General features: G+C 68.6%; 21 protein-coding genes. 13 read left to right on the forward strand and 8 right to left on the reverse strand.

What is annotated here, in order from left to right; genetic code table 11:
* Positions 1 to 96 precede the first annotated feature (96 nt).
* Entirely contained in the window at positions 97 to 825 is a 729-nt protein-coding gene (locus tag NDI76_RS01610; RefSeq protein WP_310922231.1) for an SDR family NAD(P)-dependent oxidoreductase, read from the reverse strand.
* A 99-nt stretch (positions 826 to 924) separates the two neighbouring features.
* Between NDI76_RS01610 and rpiA the strand changes: the two genes are divergently transcribed.
* Positions 925 to 1,620 carry a ribose-5-phosphate isomerase RpiA gene (gene rpiA / locus NDI76_RS01615; RefSeq protein WP_310922232.1) on the forward strand — a complete coding sequence of 232 codons (696 nt, stop codon included), beginning with the start codon at positions 925 to 927 and terminating at the stop codon, positions 1,618 to 1,620.
* Between the two features lie 185 nt (positions 1,621 to 1,805).
* Here the strand turns inward: rpiA and NDI76_RS01620 are convergent, their stop codons facing one another.
* The gene (locus tag NDI76_RS01620; protein WP_006055446.1) at positions 1,806 to 1,973 is read right to left on the reverse strand and encodes a DUF1931 family protein; all 168 of its coding nucleotides are present in this window, start codon (positions 1,971 to 1,973) and stop codon (positions 1,806 to 1,808) included.
* Between the two features lie 234 nt (positions 1,974 to 2,207).
* On the opposite strand from NDI76_RS01620, the gene larB reads away from it, so the two are divergent.
* From larB to NDI76_RS01635, 4 genes are all read left to right on the forward strand, one after another.
* Positions 2,208 to 3,011 carry a nickel pincer cofactor biosynthesis protein LarB gene (larB, locus tag NDI76_RS01625; protein ID WP_310922234.1) on the forward strand — a complete coding sequence of 268 codons (804 nt, stop codon included), beginning with the start codon at positions 2,208 to 2,210 and terminating at the stop codon, positions 3,009 to 3,011.
* A gap of 194 nt (positions 3,012 to 3,205) precedes the next feature.
* Positions 3,206 to 3,355: a DUF7563 family protein gene (locus tag NDI76_RS22545; RefSeq protein WP_425498311.1), complete on the forward strand. Its 150-nt coding sequence runs from the start codon at positions 3,206 to 3,208 to the stop codon at positions 3,353 to 3,355.
* 159 nt (positions 3,356 to 3,514) lie between these two features.
* Positions 3,515 to 4,357 (forward strand): 5'/3'-nucleotidase SurE, encoded by an 843-nt coding sequence (gene surE / locus NDI76_RS01630; protein WP_310922235.1) that lies wholly within the window; start codon positions 3,515 to 3,517, stop codon positions 4,355 to 4,357.
* A 2-nt stretch (positions 4,358 to 4,359) separates the two neighbouring features.
* Positions 4,360 to 4,602 (forward strand): GIY-YIG nuclease family protein, encoded by a 243-nt coding sequence (locus NDI76_RS01635; protein WP_310922236.1) that lies wholly within the window; start codon positions 4,360 to 4,362, stop codon positions 4,600 to 4,602.
* Between the two features lie 9 nt (positions 4,603 to 4,611).
* Here the strand turns inward: NDI76_RS01635 and NDI76_RS01640 are convergent, their stop codons facing one another.
* Positions 4,612 to 5,172, reverse strand: a complete 561-nt coding sequence (locus NDI76_RS01640; RefSeq protein WP_310922237.1) for an NADPH-dependent FMN reductase — start codon at positions 5,170 to 5,172, stop codon at positions 4,612 to 4,614.
* Between the two features lie 182 nt (positions 5,173 to 5,354).
* Between NDI76_RS01640 and NDI76_RS01645 the strand changes: the two genes are divergently transcribed.
* The gene (locus tag NDI76_RS01645; RefSeq protein ID WP_310922238.1) at positions 5,355 to 6,728 is read left to right on the forward strand and encodes a phosphoglucomutase/phosphomannomutase family protein; all 1,374 of its coding nucleotides are present in this window, start codon (positions 5,355 to 5,357) and stop codon (positions 6,726 to 6,728) included.
* Here the strand turns inward: NDI76_RS01645 and NDI76_RS01650 are convergent.
* Positions 6,721 to 7,158, reverse strand: a complete 438-nt coding sequence (locus NDI76_RS01650) for a GNAT family N-acetyltransferase (protein WP_310922239.1) — start codon at positions 7,156 to 7,158, stop codon at positions 6,721 to 6,723. The two genes, NDI76_RS01645 and NDI76_RS01650, sit on opposite strands and share 8 nt — an antisense overlap.
* Before the next feature lie 11 nt (positions 7,159 to 7,169).
* The gene (samp2, locus tag NDI76_RS01655; RefSeq protein WP_310922240.1) at positions 7,170 to 7,376 is read right to left on the reverse strand and encodes a ubiquitin-like small modifier protein SAMP2; all 207 of its coding nucleotides are present in this window, start codon (positions 7,374 to 7,376) and stop codon (positions 7,170 to 7,172) included.
* Between the two features lie 112 nt (positions 7,377 to 7,488).
* On the opposite strand from samp2, the gene NDI76_RS01660 reads away from it, so the two are divergent.
* A complete protein-coding gene (locus NDI76_RS01660) occupies positions 7,489 to 8,469 on the forward strand; it encodes a replication factor C small subunit (RefSeq protein WP_310922241.1) in 981 nt (326 codons plus the stop codon).
* Positions 8,470 to 8,472: 3 nt separating this feature from the next.
* On the opposite strand, the gene NDI76_RS01665 is transcribed toward NDI76_RS01660, so the two are convergent.
* Both NDI76_RS01665 and NDI76_RS01670 read right to left on the reverse strand, forming a co-directional pair.
* The gene (locus NDI76_RS01665; RefSeq protein WP_310922243.1) at positions 8,473 to 10,755 is read right to left on the reverse strand and encodes a sensor histidine kinase; all 2,283 of its coding nucleotides are present in this window, start codon (positions 10,753 to 10,755) and stop codon (positions 8,473 to 8,475) included.
* Positions 10,756 to 10,859: 104 nt separating this feature from the next.
* Entirely contained in the window at positions 10,860 to 11,348 is a 489-nt protein-coding gene (locus NDI76_RS01670; RefSeq protein WP_310922244.1) for a TspO/MBR family protein, read from the reverse strand.
* A 248-nt stretch (positions 11,349 to 11,596) separates the two neighbouring features.
* Here NDI76_RS01670 and alaS point away from each other — a divergent pair, with 248 nt between their 5' ends.
* The 6 genes from alaS (at position 11,597) to NDI76_RS01700 (ending at position 18,694) form a co-directional block, all read left to right on the forward strand.
* Positions 11,597 to 14,365 (forward strand): alanine--tRNA ligase, encoded by a 2,769-nt coding sequence (gene alaS, locus NDI76_RS01675; protein WP_310922246.1) that lies wholly within the window; start codon positions 11,597 to 11,599, stop codon positions 14,363 to 14,365.
* A gap of 120 nt (positions 14,366 to 14,485) precedes the next feature.
* Positions 14,486 to 15,127, forward strand: coding sequence for a DUF7504 family protein (locus NDI76_RS01680; RefSeq protein WP_310922247.1), 642 nt, complete (start codon positions 14,486 to 14,488; stop codon positions 15,125 to 15,127).
* A 66-nt stretch (positions 15,128 to 15,193) separates the two neighbouring features.
* Positions 15,194 to 15,964, forward strand: coding sequence for an alpha/beta fold hydrolase (locus tag NDI76_RS01685; RefSeq protein WP_310922248.1), 771 nt, complete (start codon positions 15,194 to 15,196; stop codon positions 15,962 to 15,964).
* Between the two features lie 101 nt (positions 15,965 to 16,065).
* Positions 16,066 to 16,800, forward strand: coding sequence for a type 1 glutamine amidotransferase (locus tag NDI76_RS01690; protein ID WP_310922249.1), 735 nt, complete (start codon positions 16,066 to 16,068; stop codon positions 16,798 to 16,800).
* An 83-nt stretch (positions 16,801 to 16,883) separates the two neighbouring features.
* Positions 16,884 to 18,095, forward strand: a complete 1,212-nt coding sequence (locus tag NDI76_RS01695; protein ID WP_310922250.1) for an acyl-CoA dehydrogenase family protein — start codon at positions 16,884 to 16,886, stop codon at positions 18,093 to 18,095.
* Between the two features lie 308 nt (positions 18,096 to 18,403).
* Positions 18,404 to 18,694: a DUF7853 family protein gene (locus NDI76_RS01700; RefSeq protein WP_310922251.1), complete on the forward strand. Its 291-nt coding sequence runs from the start codon at positions 18,404 to 18,406 to the stop codon at positions 18,692 to 18,694.
* Positions 18,695 to 18,746: 52 nt separating this feature from the next.
* Here the strand turns inward: NDI76_RS01700 and NDI76_RS01705 are convergent, their stop codons facing one another.
* Positions 18,747 to 19,229: a cupin domain-containing protein gene (locus NDI76_RS01705; protein ID WP_310922252.1), complete on the reverse strand. Its 483-nt coding sequence runs from the start codon at positions 19,227 to 19,229 to the stop codon at positions 18,747 to 18,749.
* Positions 19,230 to 19,316: the final 87 nt, after the last annotated feature.

Below are 19,316 nucleotides of genomic sequence, written 5' to 3' on the forward strand. Positions count from 1 at the left end.
TCCCGGTACCGCACCGCGGTAGAAGTATCTACCCGAAAACATTTGTCTTCTGCCACGACCGGCTCGACGAGGCCCGGCCCGCCGCGGACGCCGACCCTACAGGAACTCGATGTCGCCCGTCCCGTTCGTGACGTGCGTCTCGAACGTCATCGTATCCGTGTCCTGTTCGACGAGGTGCCAGTACGTCTCGGCGATGTCGTCGGGGTCGAGATAGTCGGATTCGTCGTCCACCTCCCGGTTCGGCGGGAGAATCCCGCCATCGAGGACGACGTGCGCGACGTGGACGCCCGCCGACCCGAGTTCCTTCGCCATCGACTCGGCCATCCCGCGTGCGCCGAACTTCGCCGCCGAGAAGCCGAGCGCACCCTCGCGTCCCCGGACGGCGGAGGTAGCGCCCGTGAACAGCACCGTCCCGGCCTTCTCGTCGCTCTCCGTCTCGCCTCGCTCCAGCATGTCGTCGACGGCCTCCTGCGCGCAGACGAACGCACCGCGGACGCCGACGGCCGTCGCGTGGTCGAGTTCCTCGACGGAGAGTTCCCGCAGGCCCTTCCACGAACCGCTGCTGGCGTGATTGACGAGCACGTCCACGGGGCCGAACGTCCCGCGCACCTCGTCGAACGCCGCCCGAATCTCGTCGGGTTCGGCGAGGTCCGTCGGCACCGCGAGCGCCTCGCCCGGCCCCTCTTCCAACTCCGCGGCGAGTTCGTCGAGGTAGGACGCCGACCGCGCGAGCAGGGCGACCGAACAGCCCTCCGCGGCGAACCTGCGGGCGATAGACGCTCCGAGTCCCGGACCGACACCTGCGACGACGGCGACGCGTGTCATATTTTCGGGGAAGACGGCCAGCACCAAAACGGTGGGCGAGGCGTGCGCGGTCGGCGCGAGAGCGCAACGCTTGTGCGGGCCTGTCGCGACGCACCGGGTATGAAGACGACCGGCGGAAGCGACGACCAGAAGCGCCGCGCGGCCGAACGCGCGGCCGACCTCGTCTCCGCGGGCGAGACGGTCGGACTCGGCACCGGAAGCACCGCGGCGTTCGCCATCCGCGCCCTCGGACGGGCGGTCGAGGCGGGCGACCTCGACGGCGTCCGCGGCGTCGCCACCTCGTTCGCCTCGCGCCAACTCGCCCGTGAATCCGGCGTCCCCCTCCTTGACCTCGACGAGGTGGAGGCCCTCGATATCGCCATCGACGGGGCGGATCAGGTCGATTCAGCGGGACATCTGATAAAGGGCGGCGGCGCGGCCCACGCCCGCGAGAAGGTGGTCGACGCGGCGGCCGACCGCTTCGTCGTCGTCGCCGACCCCTCCAAGGTCGCGGAAACGCTCGACCGGGCGGTGCCGCTCGAAGTGCTCCCCGCCGCCCGGACGCTCGTCTCGGCGGGCGTCGAGGACCTCGGCGGTGACCCGGTCCTCCGGACCGCGGAGAGAAAGGACGGACCGGTCGTCACCGACAACGGCAACCTCGTGTTGGACTGCGACTTCGGCGAGCTATCGGACCCCGAATCGCTCGCCGCCGACCTCTCGGCGACGCCGGGCGTCGTCGAACACGGTCTGTTCGTCGGACTCGCCGACGAAGTGCACGTCGGTACCGCGGACGGCGTGGACGTGCGGACCTACTGACCGCGGGACTCGCGCAGTCCACGGAGCGTCGCGGCGAGACCGAGGGCGAACTTCGGTGGACGGGACACCGGCGGCGCTACGTGGAGGCGACTTCTGTAGCTGTCGGTGGAGTAACTAGTTCGCCGGGCGGCGGAGTGGCTCGTCGGTCGGCGTCCAAAGAAAGATACGGGGTTTGGGGACCCGGATTACAGGTCGCGGGGCTGGACCGTCTTCCGGTCGTTCTCTTCCGCGCGGCGGGCGGCGTCTTCGAGCAGTTCCTTCACTTCCTCGTCGAGCGCGTCGTAGAAGTCAGAAGCGACGTTCTTGTCGTTGAGCGCTTCCTTGACGGCTGCCTTGACAATAAGGTCTGCCATACACGCCTCCCTTCTGGGGCCTACTTAATAAGATTTCCCAAATCGGCCGCCTCTCCGCTCATATCCGCGAGATATGGCCTTTGGGAGGGGACGGATTTATATATAGGGAGGTCGCATAAGGGGGTTCGGCCGCTTACGGGCGTCTCGGACCCAGTGTCGCCCGTGAACTCGGTTTCGGGGGGTCGGTCGGCCCGAAGCGATAGGTAGGTGGGCCTCGGCCGCGAACGCACGTCCATGCGAGACATCTTGGAAGCCGTCGCGGCGGGCGACCTCGACCCGGCCGTCGCGGAGGCGCGCCTCTCGGGGTACGCGACGACGGGCGCCGGGCGGTTCGACGCCGCCCGCGAGACGCGACGCGGCGTTCCGGAGGCCATCCTCGCCGAGGGAAAGACGCCCGAGGAGGCGGCGACGCTGGCGACGGCGGCCGTCCGGTCGACCGGACGGGCCATCCTCACCCGCGCGACCGACGCCCACGTCGACGCCGTCGCGGACGAACTGGACGAGACGGCGACGCTCGACCGGGACCACCGGGCGAGGACGCTCGTCGCGCGCGCCCCCGACTTCGAGGGGCCGACGCTGGACGCGACGGTCGGTCTAGTGACGGGCGGCACCTCGGACGCCGAGGCGGCGGGCGAGGCGGCCGTCATCCTCGAAGCGATGGGGGCGTCGGTGACGCGCGTCGAGGACGTCGGCGTCGCCCACCTCGGCCGCGTTCTCGACCACCTCGATACTCTCCGTGACGCGGACGTTCTCATCGTCGCCGCCGGCCGCGAGGGCGCCCTTCCCACCGTGGTCGCCGGCCTCGTCGACACGCCGGTTATCGGTCTCCCGGTCTCGACCGGATACGGTCACGGCGGCGCGGGGGAGGCGGCCCTCGCGGGGATGCTCCAGTCCTGCACCGTCATCTCGACGGTCAACGTCGACGCCGGATTCGTCGCGGGCGCGCAGGCCGGCCTCGTCGCCCGGGCCGTGAGCGACGCACGCGGGGCGACCGAGGGAGACGGCGAGGCGGACCGGAGCGACGCCGACGAGCGCTGAGCATCCGTCCCGACGGTCGCCCGCAGGACCTCTCTGACGTTCCGCGCTGCCGTGCCACACCGTATCAGACATACGTCCGATTACGACCCCTCTCACTGGACGATTCGCAACGTTGCGCGCACGCGCGCGAAGGCCTTTACGTGCGGCGGTCGTATCCGAGGTACCGGCACACGTGGTGGCTGCCGGACTCAACAATGCCAACTTGCGACCACTGCGGGTCGCACGTGTCTGAGCGCTTCGCGCGCGTGTTCACCGACGGTAACGGGCGTCTGCTCGCCTGTCCAAACTGTTCGGCGAACGCGGGCATCGCTGAAGTCGCACGACACCGAACCCGCACTGTCTGAGCCGCTGAAGCGGAGGAAAGACCACCACGCGAAGCCGTAACCTCTTGTACGCGGCCGGCCTGAACCACCGGCCCGTCTTCGACTGACCAGCGACGCCTCGGTCCGTTCCCCCAGAGACCAGAAGCGCTACTTGACTCCCCGCGTACCCTCCGGTATCCGATGAGCGACGGACACTCCATCCTGCTGACGAACGACGACGGCATCGACGCGCCGGGCATCGCCACCCTCCGCGAGGAACTCACCGCCCTCGGCGACGTCACCGTCGTCGCCCCCGACGGCAACCAGAGCGGCGTCGGCCGCACGCGCACCCACACCGCCGTCGTCCGCGAGCACCCCTGGGGGTACGCCCTCGGCGGCACGCCCGCCGACTGCGTCGCCTACGGCCTCCGCGGACTGGATACCGACTTCGACGTCGTCGTCTCCGGCGTCAACGACGGTCCGAACGCCGGCAACTACGTCGTCGGTCGCTCCGGCACCGTCGGCGCGGGCATCGAGGCGGCGTTCCTCGGCACGCCCGCCCTCGCCGTCTCCGCGTACCACTCGACGGACTTCTTCCTCTCGCCGCCCGAGGAGTACGACTTCGGCCGCCCCGCCCGCGTCGCCGTCGCCCTCGTCGAACGCGCCCTCTTGTCGGGCGTCTACGAGGATGTGGACCTCCTGAACGTCAACGCGCCCGTCGACTCCCCGGAACCGCCGGTGATGCTCACCGAACCGCACCACGACTACGGGCAGGAGGTCGTCGAAATCGACGAGGAGGAGGGGGAGGGGGAACTCGCGCCCGACGAACACCGCGTCGAACTGCACGACCGGACGTGGCCCGACGCCGTCGGGTGGGAGAACCCCTTCCCCCTCGCGGAGACGCACCGCGACCGGTACCCCGTCGGGTCGGACCGCCGCGCGATGGTCGACGCCGCCGTCAGCGTCTCGCCGCTGACGGTCACCCACGCCGTCCCCGACAGCGCCCGCCTCGCGGACGTGGTGGAGACGCTCGAAGTCGAGTGAGGATGGGAGCGCACTACGTCTACGTCCTCCGCTGTTCGGACGACTCGCTGTACACGGGGTACACGACGGACGTGGCGCGACGCGTCGAGGAACACGACGCCGACGAGGGGGCGAAGTATACCCGCGGACGCACGCCCGTCGAACTCGTCCACACCGAGTCCTACGAGTCGAAGTCGGCTGCGATGTCGCGCGAGTACGAGATAAAACAGCTCTCGCGGCCGCAGAAGGAGCGGTTGGTGGAGTGACTCGGCGGCTCAGTCGTCCGCGCTGGGGGCGCGCGTCCGTCCGCCCTGCAGTCGTTCGGCCTCTTCGACGACCGATTCCGCGAGGGAGACGAGACGGCGGCGCACGTCCTCGTCGGTGAGTTCCTCGCCGTCGTAGACGTTGTACGCGCCGCGGACCCCGACCTGTTCGGGAACGACGCGGCCGTGGACGCCGCGGACGGTGCTCCGCATGTGCTCCAACGTCGCACCGTAGGACCCTCCCCCGGCGGTGGCGAGGAGGCCGATGGCGGTGTTCTCGAACTCCTCTTTCGAGCAGTAGTCGTGAAAGTTCCGCCACGTCGAGGAGTACGACCCGTGGTAGACGGGCGACCCGATGAGGAGGCCGTCCGCCTCGCGGACGAGTCGAGTGAGACGTTCGGAGTCGCCCTGTTCGTCGATGTCCGGGTGGTAGAGCGGGAGGTCCACGTCGCCCAGGTCGAGCATCTCCGTCTCGGCGCCGGCCGCTTCGGCGGCGTCGAGGGCGATACGGAGCGACTTCAGGGTGTGACTCCCCTCGCGTCTGCTCCCGCAGACGGCGACGATACGTACCATTGGATTCGGTGAGTGACCGACGAGCAAAAGCCCGTCGGCTCCCGGTCGATGCGGCCGGTTCCGGCGCGGTTCCGACCGCCGCGCGGTCCGCGTCGCGTTCGCCGACGACGCGGTCCGCGTCGCGTTCGCCGACGACGCGGCCGCGGCGTACCTTTTTGCCCGGCCGCGGCGTCGGTGCCCGCATGGACGCCATCTCTTTCGGAACGGACGGCTGGCGCGCGACCTTGGACACGTTCACGGACGACCGGGTCCGCATCGTGGGACAGGCCGTTGCCGACTACCTCTCGGACGAGGGGTTCGACGCGCCCGTCCTCGTCGGCTACGACGCGCGGGAGACGTCGCCCGGGTTCGCCGACTCGCTCGCGGAGGTGCTCGCGGGCAACGGGTTCGACGTGCTGCTCCCCGACCGGGACCGACCGACGCCGCTGGTCGCCCACGCCATCGTGGACCGCGGCCTCTCCGGCGCGCTGATGGTCACGGCGTCGCACAACCCCGCGGAGTACAACGGCGTGAAGTTCATCCCATCCGACGGCGCGCCGGCGCTCCCGGAGGTCACCGAGGCCATCGAGGAACGCCTCGCCGAACCCGACCTGCTCTCCGAGGACGAACGCGGGACGATAGAGGAGGTCGACATCGTGACGCCGCACTTCGAGGCGGCCCGCGAACTCGTCGACGCAGACCTCTCGGGGCTGACGGTCGCCTACGACGCCATGCACGGGAGCGGCCGCGGCGTCACCGACGCCCTCCTCGAATCGGCGGGCGCGGAGGTGGTGAGCATCCGCGACGAACGGGATCCGGACTTCGGCGGCACGCCGCCGGAACCGAGCGCCGAGAACCTCGAACGCCTCGTGGAGACCGTCGATGAGCACGACGCTGACCTCGGCGTCGCCAACGACGGCGACTCCGACCGCGTCGCGTTCGTCACCCCCGAGCGAGGCCACCTCGACGAGAACCTCTTCTTCGCGGCCGCCTACGACTACATGCTCGAATCGGACGCCGGACCGGCCGTCCGCACCGTCTCGACGACGTTCCTCATCGACCGCATCGCCGAGGAACACGGCGAGGAGGTGTTCGAGACGGCTGTCGGCTTCAAGTGGGTTGCGAACGGGATGAAAGAGCACGACGCGCTGATGGGCGGCGAGGAGTCCGGCGGCTTCTCCATCCGGAACCACGTCCGCGAGAAGGACGGCGTCCTCATGGGACTGCTCGGCGCCGCCGCCACGGCCGAGGAACCGATGGACGAACGCGTGGACCGACTCCTCGACACCCACGGCGACATCGTCGCGGACAAGATAGGCTTGGAGTGCCCCGACGCGGAGAAAGACCGCGTCATCGACGAGTTGGACGACGAACTGCCCGAGCAGGTGGCCGGTCGCGACATCGCGGAGGTCGTCACGCTCGACGGCTTCAAACTCCTCCTCGAAGACGGCTCGTGGCTCCTCGTCCGGCCCTCGGGCACGGAGCCGAAGATGCGCGTCTACGCCGAGGCGTCGAGCGAAGAGGACGTCCGCGAACTCCTCGAAGCGGGCCGCGAACTCGTCGCACCGCTCATCTGAGTCGACCCCGGAATCTTCCGTTTTCGTTTTCGTCTTCGTCCTCGTCCTCGTCTTCCGGTTCGACCTCGAACCCCACCGCCTCGTAGAACGGCCGTACCTGTCCTCGGAACGTCGCCGTCAGCGGCCCGTCGGTCCGCGCCGCGGCGGCCTCGACCAGTTTTCGCCCCAGTCCCCGCGCCCGCCGAGAGCGGTGGACGGCGACGTGGGTTATCTCGCTCTCGTTCCCTCGCTCGCCTCCTCCCGGCTTCAGCACGCAGACGCCCACGAGTCGCGTCTCGGCGTCGGCGACGAGGACGTCCCCCGCCTCGATTCGTCGCCGCACCTCCCCGGAGTCGACTTCGAGCATCGCCGCGTCCAGCAGTTCGACGGCGGCGTCGCGGTCGGCGGGGCGGGCCGGACGTACCTCGGGTCTCTCGGGTTTCTCGGGCAAGTCTCGGCCCTTCAGGCAGCCCCGCCCTTGATGAGGCGCAGGATTTTCACGCGGTCGGCCTCGACGGGTTGGTCCTCGGGGACGGGCGACCCGTCGACGAGGACGGACACCTCGTGAGGGCTGAGGTCGACGGCGCGCACGAGGTCGGCGTACGTGCCGTCCGCGTCGACGGACACCTCCTCGACCCCCTCGCCGACGACTTCGACGGTGACGTGCATATTCCCTCTCCGCACGGCGTGGCTTTGCCCGTTTCGCTCTCCGGTCCGGCCTTCCGACCCCGTGCGGAGCCAACGCGGGTGCTTTATCACTCGCCGGACCCGACTCCGGCGTATGAGCGAGGCCGCGGATGCGGAGGGCACGACGGGTCGCGAAATCTGGATCGAGAAGTACCGACCGCAGACGCTCGAGGACGTGTACGGGCAGGAGGACATCGTCGACCGACTCCGCTCGTACATCGAGCAAGACGACCTGCCGCACCTGCTATTCGCGGGACCGGCGGGCGTCGGCAAGACAACCTCCGCGACGGCCATCGCCCGCGCCGTCTACGGCGACGACTGGCGCGGCAACTTCCTCGAACTCAACGCCTCCGACGAGCGCGGTATCGACGTGGTACGAGATAGAATAAAGAACTTCGCCCGCGCCTCCTTCGGCGGCTACGACTACCGCATCATCTTTCTCGACGAGGCCGACTCGCTCACCTCGGACGCGCAGTCGGCCCTCCGCCGGACGATGGAGCAGTTCTCCGACAACACGCGCTTCATCCTCTCGTGTAACTACTCCTCGAAGATAATCGACCCCATCCAATCCAGATGCGCCGTCTTCCGCTTTTCGCCCCTCGGCGACGACGCCGTCCGCAAGCAGGTGGAGGCCATCGCCGAGACGGAGGGCATCGAACTCACCGAGGACGGCCTCGACGCCCTCGTCTACGCCGCCGGCGGCGACATGCGCCGCGCCATCAACTCCCTGCAGGCGGCGGCGACGACGGGCGAGGTGGTCGACGAGGAGGCCGTCTACCTCATCACCTCCACCGCCCGCCCCGAGGACATCGAGGAGATGGTCCAGTCCGCCATCGGCGGCGACTTCCTCGCCGCGCGGTCGAAACTGGAGACGCTCCTCGTCGACACCGGGATGGCCGGCGGCGACATCATCGACCAACTCCACCGCTCGGTGTGGGAGTTCGACCTCGACGAACGCGCCACCGTCCGCCTGATGGAGCGCATCGGCGAGGCGGACTACCGCATCACCGAGGGGGCGAACGAGCAGGTGCAGTTGGAAGCGCTGCTCGCGTCGCTGGCGGCCGCCGACGAGTAGAACTCAGACCCGGAACTCGAAGCGCGCGCCGCCTGTCTCTGATTCGGTCACCGACACCGACCAGCCGTGCGCGTCGCTGATGCGGGAGACGATGGCGAGTCCGTAGCCGATACCGTCCTCGCCCGTCGTCTCGCCGGGGTCGAAGACGCGTTCGCGGCGTTCGGGCGGGATGCCGACGCCGTCGTCCTCGACGTAGAACCCCTCGTCGCCTCCCTCTCCGCTCCCGTCGACCGGGTTATTTCCGCCGAGCGGACCCACGCGGACGGTGACCGACTCGCCGTCATCGGCGGCGCGCCGCCCATCCGTCGAACCGTGCTCCAGCGCGTTCCGGAAGAGGTTCCCGAGCAGTTCGGCGAGTCGCTCCTCGTCGGCGTCCACCGTCACCCCCGCCGCCTCCAGCGACGCCCCGCCCGTCTCGACGGTCGCCCACGCGCGCCGGGCGGTCGCCGCCACGTCGACGGCGGCCGTCTCGCCCACCACGTTTCCCTGTCGGGCGAGCGATAGCAGGTCGTCGATGAGTCGCTCCATCTGCCCGAGGGCGTCGGCGACCGTCTCGAAGGACTCCTCGCGGCCCGTCTCGCGACCGAGGTCGAGGTGACCCTGCGCGACGGCCAGCGGGTTCCGCAGGTCGTGGCTCACGATGTTTGCGAACTCCTCCAACCGTTCGTTCTGCCGCTCTAGCTCCGACTCGCGGCGCTTGCGCTCGGTGATGTCGGTGTACAGCGCGTACCCCTGTCCGTCGTTCGCGTCGGGGTCGAGGGGGACGACGTTGAGGATGAACTCCCGCGTGCCGTCGGTGGCGAGGCGCCGTACCTCCCCTCGGTGACGCTCTCCCCCGGCGACGCGCAGTTCGGGCGGGTCGGACTCGTCGTCGGGGACGATTTCGCCGACGAGGTCGCCGCCCACGACGTCGACCGCGCGGCGTCCGAACCGCTCCTCGAAGGCGCGGTTGACGCTCTGGACGCGCGCGGTGCCCTCATCGTCCACCGCGTAGGCGACGGCGGCGTCCGAGACGTGCTCGAAGAGCGCCGTCGAGCGGTCGCGTTCGTCGCGGAGACTCTCCTCCGCGCGGATGCGTTCGGCGGTCACGGCGACGTGCGCCATCAGCAGTTCGGTGAGTTCCACGTCCGCCTCGTCGAACGCGTTCGGGGTGTACGCGGCCGCCTGAAAGACGGCGATGTCGCCGACGGGGACGCTCACCCCCGAGCGGTAGGCCTCCTTCGTCGGCCGGGCGTCTTCCGCCTCGGCCATGTCCGTGACGAGGCGCGTCCGTCCCGTGCGGTGGACGTGCGCGGCGACGCCGCCGTCTTCGAGCGATTTCACCTCCGCGCCGTCCTTAGGGAACTCCTCGGACGTCGCCGCGGGGACGATGTACCCTTCTTCGACGACGCCGATGTAGCTCAGGTCGAACGAGAGGATGTCGTCGGTTATCCCGACGGTCCGCTCGAACAGTTCTTCGAGGTCGGTGACGGCGGCGAGTTCGACCGTTCCGCGGTGAAGCGCCTCGATACGCCCGCGACTCTCCCGGAGGGCCGCCTCCGAGGCGATGCGCGCGGCCGTCTCGGCGACGTAGGAGACGAGCAGTTCCGCCAGTCGGCGGTCGGTCTCGTCGTACGCGCCCACCTCCGTCGAGATAGCTTGGAAGACGCCGATGTCGCCGATGGGGACGCTGACGACCGACCGGAACGCGGGGTCGTCGGGCGCGGCGGCGTCGTGTTCGCGAACGTCGTCGATGAGTTTCGACTCGCCGGTCCGGTACGTTTCGCCGAGGATGCCCTGATTCAGCGGAATCAGGTCGCCCTCGTCCGTCGCCGTGTCGGTGGCGGAGACCCGGAAGCTCCCGCCCACGTCGATGCTGATGGAGGAGTTGTCGAACGCGAGGATGCGCTCGGCGATATCTATCGTCCGGGCGAACAGTTCGTCGGTCGTCTCGGCGGCGATGAGCGTCGAGGTTCCCTCGTAGAGCCGTTTGAGACGGGTCTGGCTGTCCCCCCTCCGCCCCGAACGCGAGCGGAGCCAGCGGATCTGCGTGCGGAGCGACGCTTCGTCGCCCCGCGGCACGAACGCGTCGAACCGTTCGGGCCGCGGCACCGACTCGGGGTCGCAGTCGGCGTAGCAGACGACGGGAACGCTCAGGTCGAACTCCCCGTCGGGGTCGGTAACGACGGCGACGTCGACGTCTCGGTCGCCGGCTTCCGCGGCCGCCAGCGTCGCTATCGTCGTCCCCGCCGCGACGTCGGACGCGACGCCGCCGAGAGCAGTCGCGTCGTCCGTCGCGAGCCGCACATGTTCAACGATTTTCACGTCGGTCTGACTAAGGAATATTCAGGATTCACATAACTGTTGCGGGACGTTGCCGCGGGTCTCGGTGTGACGTCCCACGCCCCGGTTCAGTTCAGCACCCAGAACCGGTAGTTGAGCGCCGTCGCGAACGTCACCCACGCGAGGTACGGGAGCATGAGCGCCGCGGCGCGGCGGTCGATGCGACCGAACAGGACGGTCACCCCGGCGATAGCCCCGAGGAGGGGGACGATGACGACGAGACCGTACAGCGGCGACTGCAGGCCGAAGAACGCCAGCGACCACGCCACGTTGAGGAGGAGGTGTCCGACGAAAGCGAACAGCGCGCCCCGAGCGCGGGGGTCGGCGGAACGGGAGACGAGAAACGCCGCCGTCCCCATGAGGGCGTACAGCGTCGTCCACACCGGTCCGAACACCCAACTCGGCGGGGCGAACGACGGCTGTACGAGCGTCACGTACCAGGTTCCGACGGCCGACGCCGTCGCCACGCCGCCGACGACGCCGGCCAGTTCGGAGAGCAGTACCCACGCCGCCCACTCGACGGCGGGTCTCTGGCGGATGGATTCGCGTATTCTCACGAAAGAGCGGACGTCCGCGACGACGTTATAGTCAGCCCCTGCACCCGAGTACTCGTTTCGCCGACGGCGCCGTGCGGCCGAACGAGCGAGGCGTCGCAGACGTTCTCGGAGCGTCGGCGACGGACAGACGTCGTCCGCGCGTCAGACGCTCCTTTCGCCCGACTGCGGGGAGAAACGAGGCCGAAACCGTCGTCTCCTGCGCTCCCTACCCGGAACTGTTTTACCCGGCCGTGGGTCAATCTGGGGTAATGAGTGAACTCGAAGAGGAGTACCGCCTCGACTACTTCGAGGAGGAGGGGTTCCACCGGAAGCAGTGTCCGGTGACCGACGCGTACTTCTGGACGCGCGACCCCGACCGCGAGACCTGCGGGGAACCGCCCGCCGACGACTACTCGTTCATCGACAACCCCGGCTTCGCCGAGGAGTACACCTTAGAGGAGATGCGAGAGGAGTTCCTCTCGTTCTTCGAAGAGCACGGGCACGAGCGAATCGAACCCTACCCGGTCGCGGCGAACCGCTGGCGCGACGACGTGCTGTTGACGCAGGCTTCTATCTACGACTTCCAACCCCTCGTCACCAGCGGGCAGACGCCGCCGCCGGCGAATCCCCTGACCATCTCCCAGCCCTGCATCCGGATGCAGGATATCGACAACGTGGGGAAGACGGGGCGGCACACGATGGCGTTCGAGATGATGGCCCACCACGCGTTCAACGCCCGCGAGGAGGTGGGCGACGAGTACGCCTACTCCGGCGAGGTGTACTGGAAGGACGAGACGGTCGAACTCTGCGACGAGTTCTTCGAGCACATGGGCGCCGACTTGGAGGAGATAACCTACATCGAGGACCCGTGGGTCGGCGGGGGTAACGCCGGTCCCGCCTTCGAGGTGCTGTACCGCGGCGCCGAACTCGCCACCCTCGTCTTCATGTCGATGGAGCAGGACCCCGAGGGCGACTACGAGATGAAGGACGGCAACCGGTACTCGCCGATGGATACCTACATCGTCGACACCGGTTACGGCCTCGAACGCTGGGCGTGGGTGTCGCAGGGCACCGCCACCGTCTACGAGGCGGTGTACCCCGACATGATAGAGTTCCTGAAGAAGAACGCCAACGTCACGCTGTCCGAGGAGGACGAAGAACTCGTCCACCGCGCGGCGAAACTGTCGGGCTATCTGGATATCGACGAGGTGGACGACGTCTACGAGGCCCGCGGCGACATCGCCGACGAACTCGGCGTCGACGTCGACGAACTCACGAGCCTCCTGCGCCCCCTCGAAGATATCTACGCCATCGCGGACCACTGCCGTACTCTTGCATACATGTTCGGCGACGGCATCGTCCCCTCGAACGTCGGAACGGGCTACCTCGCGCGCATGGTGCTCCGCCGGACGAAGCGCCTCGTCGACAACGTCGGCGTCGACGCGCCCCTCGACGAACTCGTGGACATGCAGGCCGAACGCCTCGACTACGAGAACCGCGACACCATCCGCGACATCGTGCGCACCGAGGAGCGAAAGTACCGCGAGACGCTCGAACGCGGCACGCGGAAGGTGCAGTCGCTGGCCGACGAGTACGCCGGGCGAGAGGAACCGATTCCGCTGGACGACCTCGTCGAACTGTACGACTCCCACGGCATCCAACCCGACATGGTGCGCGAGATAGCCGAGGAACGCGGCGCGACGGTGGACGTGCCGGACAACTTCTACTCGCTCGTCGCGGACCGCCACGAGGGAGAGGGCGCCTCCGAGGAGGCCGAGGAACGCGAGAAGCGACTCGCGGACCTGCCCGACACCGAGAAACTCTACTACGACGACCAGGAGCGCACGGAGTTCGAAGCCGTCGTCCTCGACGTCATCGAACGCGAGGAGGGGTACGACGTGGTGCTCGACCAGACGATGTTCTACCCCGAGGGCGGGGGCCAACCCGCCGACCACGGGACGCTGTCGACGGACGACGCCACGGTTCAAGTCTCCGACGTGCAGATACGCGACGGCGTCGTCCTGCACCGCACGGACGCCGACCCCGGCAAGGGCGAGTTCGTCCGCGGGCAACTCGACGTGCAGCGCCGCCGCCGCCTGATGCGACACCACACGGCGACGCACGTCGTCGGCCACGCCGCGCGGCAGGTGCTCGGTGACCACGTCCGACAGGCCGGCGCGCAGAAGGGCGTCGACCGGGCGCGCTTCGACATCTCCCACTACGAGCGCATCACGCGCGAGGAGGTCAAGGAGATAGAGCGGGTCGCCAACGACATCGTGATGGGTAACAGCACGGTGCGGGCCGAGTGGCCGGACCGCCACCAGGCCGAGGACAAGTACGGCTTCGACCTCTACCAAGGGGGTATCCCGCCGGGACGCAACGTCCGCGTCATCACCGTCGGCGACGACGTACAGGCCTGCGGCGGCACGCACGTCAAGCGGACGGGCGACATCGGCGCCATCAAGATTCTGAACACCGAACCCGTTCAAGACGGCGTCGAGCGCATCGTCTTCGCCGCGGGTGACGCCGCTATCGCGGCGACCCAACGCACCGAGGACGCCCTCTACGACGCCGCCGACGTCCTCGACGTCAACCCCGAGGACGTCCCGGAGACGGCCGAGCGGTTCTTCACCGAGTGGAAGGAGCGCGGCAAGACTGTCGACCGCCTGAAGTCCGAACTCGCGGAGGCGCGCGCCGCCGCGGAGACCGAAGAGATAGACGTCGACGGTACGCCCGCCGTCGTCCAACGAGTCGACGGCGACGCCGACGAACTCCGCGCGACGGCCAACGCCATCGTCGGCGAGGGCAAGGTCGCCGTCCTCGGGTCCGCCGCGGGCGGCAGCGCCCAGTTCGTCGTCGGCGTCCCCGACGACGTGGGCATCAACGCCGGCGACGTCGTCGGCGAACTCGCCTCCCGCGTCGGCGGCGGCGGCGGCGGCCCGCCGGACTTCGCGCAGGGCGGCGGTCCGGACGTCGACGCCCTCGACGACGTGTTGGAGGAGGCGCCCGACGTGCTCCGCCGCGTTCTCGACGCCTGAACGGGAGACACGTCGTTCCGGCCTCGACCGCACCGCACGCCGGCCCCCCGCCGCAGTCCGGTGAAATCTCGGCGAGTACGAGAAGAGTTATCACCGCCTGTCGACTTGCGTATCCGATAGATGGAACTCACCGACCGGGTCACCCGCGAGACGCGTGATGCCGCCGGCGTCCTCGTTCTCAGGCCGCACTCGGAGTCCGACTCGGACTTGACGTGCAAGCGCCTCCTCGCGGGCGGGTCGCGCCCCGTCAACCTCTTCGGCGTCTGTTTCTCGCGGCCGCTCACGCGGTGGTACGACGACTGGGTCGCAGCCCTCGACGGCCCGCCCGAGAACGCCGCCGTCGTGACGACGCCGGACCGCGCGACGGACGACGCGCCCGACGGCGTCGCCGTCGAGACGGTGCCGACGCCCGCCGACCTGACGAGCGTCGGGATGCAGGCGACGCGCTATACGGGTTCGTGGGCCGACGACTCGGACGCGGCGACGATCGTCTCGATGGAGTCGCTCGACCTGTTGCTCCGATACGTCCCCCTGAAGACGCTGTATCGGTTCCTGCACGTCCTCGTCGGCCGCCTCGACGCCCTCGGCTTCGACGAACGGGACACCGCGAGTACCGACCGACCGCGCCCCGGCGCCCGCGGCCTGTTCTTCCTCGACCCGACGACGCAGAAGGAGACGACGGTGACCACGCTGGAGAGCCTGTTTCACGGCGTATTGTCGTACGAGGGCGACGGTCAGTGGCGACTGCGGACGCAGTCGTAGCACCGCGCGGACCGTCGCTCCGCTTCGATGCCGCTAAGGCGGCGTCCCCCCGACTACGACCGTACTATGCCAGTGGCCTCGAACGGCGGCGTCGCCTGCTACTACGAACGCGACGGCGGCGGCGACGGCGACTCGGTCGTCTTCGTCGGCGACGCGGGGTACGGCGCGTGGCAGTGGGGGTGGCAGCACGCGGCCGTCGCGGGGCCGTTCGAGAGCGTCGTCACCGACGTTCGCGGCGCGGGTCGCTCCGACGCGCCGCCCGGCCCCTATGCTATCTCCGACCTCGTCTCGGATTTCACGACCGTCCTCTCGGACGCCGGTCTCCGCTCGACGTCCGTCGTCGGCGCGGGCCTTGGCGGGCTAGTCGGTCTCGAAGCAGCCCGGACCACCTCGCGCGTGGACCGCCTCGTCTGTCTCGGGTCGGGCGCCTCGGGGTCGGGTGTCGACCTCGATTCGCTCTACGCGCCGCCGACCGACCGCGAGGGCGTCGAGCGGACCACGAAGGCGGCGCTCTCGGCCGAGTTCGTCGACGAGCATCCCGACGCGGTCCGAGAGATAGTCGAGTGGCGCACCGCGGAGGACGCCGACCCGGCGGCGTGGGAGGCGCAGGCCGCGGCCGCCCGCGGGTACGCGCTCGACGCGCCCTATGAGGTGACGACGCCGACGCTGGTCGTCCACGGCACCGACGACGCGGCGTGGCCCGTCGAAGGCGCTCGAACGCTCACCGAGGACTTGCCTCGCGGGGAGTTCGTCGGCGTCGACGGCGCCGGGCACCTCGCGCACGTCGAACGCTCGAAGCGCGTGAACGACGAGTTGCTCGCGTTTCTCGAAGAATAGATGAAATAAACTGTCGGTTGTTCGGCCGTCTGCGATTTTCGTGGTGACAACACGTACCACGAGCGCAACTCTCTTCACGCCGGATTTCCTCGTATCCACCAATGAGCCAGGGAACCGAGCGACTCCGTTTCGCTCTTCTCGACGCGTCGCACGGGGACAGTAACACCCGGCGGAACTTCCGCCGCGAACTCGACGCCGACCTCGTCGAGTTCGACGTCACCGAGGGGCAGATACCCTCGCACTTCGACTTCGACGGCGTCGTCGTCACGGGGTCGCGCGCGTCCGTCTACTGGGACGAGGCGTGGATTCCGCCCCTCGTGTCGTACGTGAGCGACGCCGCCGAACGCGACGTGCCGGTCCTCGGCGTCTGTTACGGGCACCAGATTCTCGCGACGGCGCTCGGCGGCACCGTCGAGGGGATGGGCGAGTACGAAATCGGTTACCGAGAGGTACAGCAGACGACCGACAGCGAACTGTTCGAGGGTATCGACGACCGCTTCACCGTCTTTACGACCCACTCGGACGCCGTGACCGAACTCCCGGCGGGCGCGGACCTCATCGCGGAGAACGAGTACGGCGTCCACGCCTTTCGGAAGGGCCACGCGTGGGGCGTGCAGTTCCACCCCGAGTACGACCCCGACACCGCCCGAGACGTGACGATGGGGAAGGACCTCCCCGACGAGCGGATTCGGTCGGTCTTGGACGGCATCGACGAGGAGAACTACGGCGCCGCCTGCGAGGCCAAACGCCTGTTCGAGAACTTCGTCTCCTACGCGCGGCGGGTCCGCGCGAACGCGGCGGCCGACGTCGGAACCGACGTCGAGACGGCGTCCTGAACGTCTCCGATACTCTTCTCTCTCTCCGCTCGCGCCGCCGGCCCGAACGAACACCTTTTGTCGCCCGCCGTCGAGCAACGTTCATGCTCGATTATCTAGGTTTGGAGGCGGACCTCACGACCGAAGAGCGGATGATTCGCGACGAGGCGCGGCGCTTCGTCGACGAGGAGGTCAAACCCGACGTCGGCGACCACTTCGAGGCGGGGACGTTCCCGATGGACCTGATTCCGAAGATGGGCGAACTCGGCTTCTACGCGCCGACCATCGACGGCTACGGTCTGCCGGGCGTCGGCGACAGGGCGTACGGCATTCTGATGCAGGAGTTGGAGGCGGGCGACTCCGGCCTCCGGTCGATGGCGAGCGTGCAGGGTGCGCTCGTCATGTATCCCATCCACGCGTTCGGCTCCGAGGAGCAGAAGGAGCGGTGGCTCCCAGCGCTCGGAACCGGCGAGGCGGTGGGGTGTTTCGGCCTCACGGAACCCGAGCACGGGTCGAACCCCTCGGGGATGCAGACGCGAGCGGAGAAGAGCGAGGCGCAGAGCGCCTCGGAACGGAGCGGCACCGCCGCGGAGAAGGACGGCGACGAGTACGTCTTGAACGGTTCGAAGACGTGGATAACCAACTCACCCATCGCGGACGTGGCTCTCGTCTGGGCGCGCGACATCTCCGCTGAGGAGTCGCCCGTCCGCGGGTTCCTCGTGGAGACGGACCGCGACGGCGTGACGACCGACGAGATACACGACAAACTCTCGATGCGCGCGTCGATAACGGGCGGCATCGGCCTCGACGACGTGCGCGTCCCCGAGGCGGACGTGCTGCCGGGCGTCGAGGGGATGAAGGGGCCGCTGTCGTGTCTCACGCAGGCCCGCTACGGCATCTCGTGGGGCGTCGTCGGCGCCGCGCGCGATGCCTTCGAGACGGCGCTGTCGTACGCGAAAGAGCGCGACCAGTTCGGCGGCCCCATCGCCCGGTTCCAACTGCAGCAGGACAAACTCGCGGAGATGGCGACGAAGATAACGAACGGGCAGTTGATGGCCTACCGCCTCGCCGAGTTGAAAGAGCGCGGCGAACTCCGCAACCAGCAGGTGTCGATGGCCAAGCGGCACAACGTCCGGATGGCCCGGCAGGTGTCGCGGACGGCCCGCGAGATGCTCGGCGGCAACGGAATCACCACCGACTACTCCCCGATGCGGCACCTCGCCAACATGGAGACGGTGTACACCTACGAGGGAACCCACGACATCCACACACTGGTGTTGGGGGCGGACCTCACCGGAATCGCGGCCTTCGAGTGACTCCGTTCAGTTGATTCGGTGCGATTTCGGTGAGTGGGACCGGAATCGCGGCCTTCGAGTGACTCCGTTCAGTTGATTCGGTGCGTTTTTGCCGAACTCGCTCTGGCATCCCGATTTGTGAGTGACTATCTCTCTCAAATTCTTCTCTCAGAGTAAATATGAAGATAGAGAAAGTTCTTACAGCTGTCTATATCGGCTCTGTCCCATTCTCCTGTCGAAACATCAATCTTTGCCGGGCGTGCGCGGACTATGCCACTCACGCACACACTTTATATCAATGCAGACGTACGTCCGACCAGAGATAGAGCATGACCGCTTCGGCCCACAACTACCCGACTCCGCTCGACCTTTCGCTCGAGGAACTGTGGGTGGTGCACGCCGCCCTCCTGAGCGACGCCGAACGCACCGTCGACGACGGTGACGACCCCCAGCAAGCCCTCTCGCTCCTCGCGCGCCTTGAGGACGACGACACGTTCGAGCGCGACGAACTGGCGTTCTTCGTCCGCGTGCTCCGCGACTACGCGGACGAACACGCCCCGACCCGCGACCGCAGACCCGCGCGGGACGTCATCGACGACATCGAGACGGCGCTCGCGTGAACTTCGCCCGGCCGACGGCCGCCCTCCCGTTCGACCGACGGCGCTCCGACGGTTACGACTCGCCCTCCCAGTAGTCCACCGCGTCGTCCCGCTCGAAGTACCCCGAGACGACGCGCTCTCCGTCGCCGCCCGGCGGTGCCCCGGCGAACACGCCCACCTTCTCCGAATCCGGATAGACGGTCACGTCCGGGTCCCGCATCGTGGAGACGGCGAGGTAGCGGAGCGGTTCGTCGCCGTCGTTTCGGAGTCGGTGCGCGCCCGAGGGGTCCGCGGGGAACGCGAGGAAATCGCCCGCGCGGACCGCTTCCTCGCCGTCGGGCGTCCTGAGCGTCCCGGTCCCGGAGAGCACGTACGCCGCCTCCTCGTTACCCGTGTGGTAGTGGTACGGCCACGAGGCGGCCCCCGGCGGCAGTTCGTACAGGCTCGCGCCGAGACGCTCCGCGCCCGCCGCCGACCCGAGTTTCTTCCGTTTGAACGATGTCTCGCCGTGTGCCGTCTCCGACCACTCGAGGTCGGACTCGCTGATTCGCGGCATGGGACACGTGAGGACGGCGGCGAAGTTAACTCTCGTTCGCTGTCGACGCGCCGTTCGACCCGAATTTGGGTTCGTCGACCGTCGGAC

This window comes from Halogeometricum sp. S1BR25-6 (assembly GCF_031624495.1).
In the GTDB taxonomy this organism is placed as follows: domain Archaea; phylum Halobacteriota; class Halobacteria; order Halobacteriales; family Haloferacaceae; genus Halogeometricum; species Halogeometricum salsisoli.